The sequence below is a fragment of the Okeania sp. SIO2B9 genome (genome assembly GCF_010672505.1).
GTDB classification, from domain to species: domain Bacteria; phylum Cyanobacteriota; class Cyanobacteriia; order Cyanobacteriales; family Microcoleaceae; genus Okeania; species Okeania hirsuta.
On the sequence record NZ_JAAHGK010000747.1, the window covers coordinates 1 to 3,872 of the forward strand.

Annotated in this window: 2 protein-coding genes and 1 pseudogene; 2 read left to right on the top strand and 1 reads right to left on the bottom strand. The window is 38.0% G+C overall.

The window, feature by feature from the left end; translation table 11 throughout:
• Positions 1–440: 440 nt before the first annotated feature.
• Positions 441–1,583, top strand: coding sequence for a DegT/DnrJ/EryC1/StrS family aminotransferase (locus F6K13_RS22700; RefSeq protein WP_124143238.1), 1,143 nt, complete (start codon positions 441–443; stop codon positions 1,581–1,583).
• A gap of 265 nt (positions 1,584–1,848) precedes the next feature.
• Here the strand turns inward: F6K13_RS22700 and F6K13_RS22705 are convergent.
• Positions 1,849–1,983, bottom strand: a pseudogene (locus F6K13_RS22705) (IS1 family transposase); the annotation flags it as partial.
• 117 nt (positions 1,984–2,100) lie between these two features.
• Between F6K13_RS22705 and F6K13_RS22710 the strand changes: the two are divergent.
• Positions 2,101–3,872: bifunctional serine/threonine-protein kinase/ABC transporter substrate-binding protein (locus F6K13_RS22710; protein WP_287288456.1), on the top strand; the 1,772-nt coding region annotated here is incomplete at its 3' end.

The window sequence follows — 3,872 nt, forward strand, 5'->3', positions numbered from 1 at the left end:
CAAGATCTGGCGATAAAAGCAGGGTTCAAACCCCTAGATTATTTTGCACATCAAAATGAACCTATGGTCATTCATGTTTTAGTAGCTAAGTAATTGAAGCAATGAATCCCTAGCTCATTTCGGCAGCATAACTATTGAGTTACACACTGTACAAATTAGCTATAATGTGTATCACACAATTTAGTCGTTTAACGCTCTTTTAATCACTCTAATTTGCTTGCTGCCTTTGCTGTGTTATTTGCCATAAAAGGCAGCAATTAATAAATTTTTACTAAATCAGCCTTTGATGAAACTATAGATAGGTTCTAGTATTACTTGGAAAAAATGGTATAATTCCTACTTTATGGAAGAGGAAAAAACTAGATTGATTATCGTATTTTAGTTCGATAAATATGTAAATTTATTTAATGTAAGAACACGAATTTTCAAGAGAGAGTAACATGACAGTAAATCAAACAATTAAACCATTTTATTTCGATATTACAGATGATGAAATTCAATATTTCTTATCAGAATCAGAGAAAATTTTACGGTCTGGAAAATTAATTTTAGGGGAACATACCAAAGCATTTGAACAAGCATTCGCTGAATATGTTGGTACAAAATACGCGATCGCTGTTAATAGTGGCTCCTCTGGACTAGAAATTCTATTACGCTTGAAAAAAGTTGAGGCAACAACTGTTTTAGTTCCTACTAATACCAACTTTGCTACTGTTGCTACAGTAATTCGTGCCGGAGGAAAAGTTCAATATCTGGATATGGACAAACAAACATTTGCTCCTTCTCTACAGATGGTGCAAGAGGCAGTAGAAAAGGGTAATAATCTCCCACAGAAGATTTCTGGAGTAATGTGGGTTCATGTTGGGGGCGTCATTTCTCCAGAGTTTCCGCAAGTGGTGGAATATTGTCACCAACGAGGGTTATTTGTCCTCGAAGATACTGCCCATGCTCACGGTAGTAAAATCAATGATGTAAGTGCTGGAAATTTGGGAGATGGTGCTGCTTTTTCATTTTTCCCGACTAAAGTAATGACAACTTGTGAGGGAGGAATGATAACTCTGAATAATGAAGAGGAAGACTATATCGCACGTTCTTTGAGAAACCAAGGGAAGCGAGGCATGGACTTTGGTGGCTTACACACGGACTTTGGTAATAGTATGCGAATCACGGAAATGAATGCTCTGCTTGGTCGGATACATTTAGCAAAATTGCCAGAGATGTTGAAAAAACGTGAGCGAGCTTATGAATTAATTACTGCACCTCTCAAAGAAGCTGGTCTATCGTTTGTATCTACAGAAAAAATGGATATCGCTAGTAATTACAAATTGATTGTTCATTTGCCAGAGGGAAAAAATGCCAAAGAAATCAAAACAGCATTAGCAGAAGAAGAGATATTTTTAGGAGGAACAGTATATGAAATACCCTGTCACAAACAACCAGTTTTTGCAGGTATTTGTGAAGGTGAGAGTTTTCCTGGTGCCGAACGTTGGTGTCCGAATCATATCTGTCCACCTCTGACTTCTGGCATGACGGAGGCCGATGCTCAACGAGTGGGGGAAGCTTTAGTTAGGCATTTGCAATAAGGTTTTGGGAACTGGTCTCAGAAAATATAGATAGTAATTTGTAGATTGGGTAGAACGATTTCTGTTATTGTAGGCGTTACCTAGATTTTTTTGAGTCCCTGCCCAATCGATAGGAAAATCTTTTTTGGTGCGAACTTCCAATGCTAGATGATATGCAGCAATAGCATTTTCCGGCGTTGCACAGTGACGAATGATTACGAGAATTGAGGAATTTGCCGATGTTTCAAATCATAGAGCAGCAAGGGAATGGATCTGTACAACATATCACCTCAGAACTATAACCCGCAGGACAGGGGCTTTCTGGAAATTGACGGCCACAGTCACGGCACAGATAACTCTGTTTTCCGTGACAATGACTATTTTTCAAGCTTTTATGGCTTTGACAATCAAGAAAATCCATCTCTCAATCAAATTCTAGAATATCATTCTCTATTGTGCAACACCAGATTTAATATGATGACTAGGTGACTGTATATTTTAATATGCCTTTGACTTTTGATTTTTGACTTGTAGGAAGATGATTAATCCTGGACAAATATTACAACAGCACTATCGAGCGATTCAACTTATTGGAGACTGTGGTTTTGGTCAAACTTGGGAAGTTGATGATGGTGGTACGATAAAAATTATGAAAATATTGCAAGTGCCAAGGGAAATAGAAGACGAAGAAATAGAACAAGTAATTTCTTTGTTTGAGCAAGAAGCAAAAGTTTTAACATATTTACATGAACCTGGATTACCAAAAGTTGAACCAGAAGGATACTTTATCTGGTCAGAAGCGGGAGATGAACCATTACACTGTCTGGTAATGGAAAAAATTGAGGGTATAAATTTATCTGACTGGTTACAACAAATTCATCATAATCAACCCATAGAAGAAGAGCAAGCGATCGCCTGGGTCACACAATTAGTAGAAATCATTGCTAAACTTCATCAGCATCATTGCATCCATCGGGATCTTAAACCAACAAATATCATGTTGCGTAGCTTCCCAGCACAAAACTCCAATCATAATGGAGCCAAACAACCCTCTGGATCTTATGAAAATTTGCCTAAACAAGAAGCTAGTCAACAAACAGATGGAAAAGCTAGCAGAGCAAATAATTTATCTTCCATTTCACTTACCGAAGAAAATGTTGCACAGCTAGGAAATGATCCAGAACAAACCAGAGAAACATTAGACCACAAACAGGAGGTTGAAAATGAAAAAAATCACACTGACCATCAACAAGATTCCCAAAAGCAGAAATGGGGTCAACTAGCATTAATTGACTTTGGTGCGACTAGGCAAGTTACAGAAACATATTTAAGGCAATTTGAAGGCAAAGATGTGACTGGGATGATTTCTCAAGGTTACACATCCCCAGAACAGTATGAAGGGAAAATCACACGACAGTCGGATGTATTTGCCATTGCTCGAACTATAGTTTATTTAGTCACAGCACAAGATCCTACTAATTTGCCTACCGATCCTCAGAGTGGTAGATTAATGTGGCGACACCATGCTACTCAAATCTCAAAAACATTAGCAGACTTAATTGATGAGATGATGGCAAATTTACCTCAGTGTCGCCCCCAAACAACCGAAGACATTTTGGAACGTCTTGCTAACTACAACCAGCAAGTACAAGCAGAAATTGAACCTACCCAGAGCAAACAACCCGCTCCCGCAAAGAAAAACTATTTATCTGACTTTCCATTGCAGCAAAAAATACAGAACTTCAAGAGTAAATATCAAGAAACCACACCCAAAGTCAATAAATGGTTAGGCAATATTTCCCTTTTCACACTAGGAGCGATCGCTGTCTTAATTGCTATTTTACCAGAAGCACCAACAACTTGTCCTTTAAAACTGGATGATAATTTGAGTTGTGGGGAAGAAATTCTGATTCCAGGTTCCGCACCCAAAGAAAAAGAAGAGGGAGTTAAAGCTTTTGCTGATGGTGATTATTTGCAAGCAGTCAAACTTTTAGAAACAGCTAGAAAAAAATACTTTAACGATCCAGAAATCCTGATTTATCTGAATAATGCCAGACTAGCTGCTAGCAATACTGACGCTTATACTATAGCCATAGTAGCACCAATGACAGGTGAGTCACAAGCTCTCAACTATAGTTTAGAAAAATTACGGGGAGTTGCTCAAGCTCAGAATGCCATAAACCTGAGCGATAATTTGATTGGAGGCAAGGGTTTAACTGTAATTATTGTTGATGATGGCAACTCTCCAGAGCAAGCAGTAAAAATAGCAAATAATCTGGTTTTAACAGGTCAAGTTTTGGCAGTAATTGG

What these genes read in the sequence shown, in the direction of transcription:
- F6K13_RS22700 (WP_124143238.1), top strand. Translation starts at nt 441, where the DNA reads ATGACAGTAAATCAAACAATTAAACCATTTTATTTCGATATTACAGAT.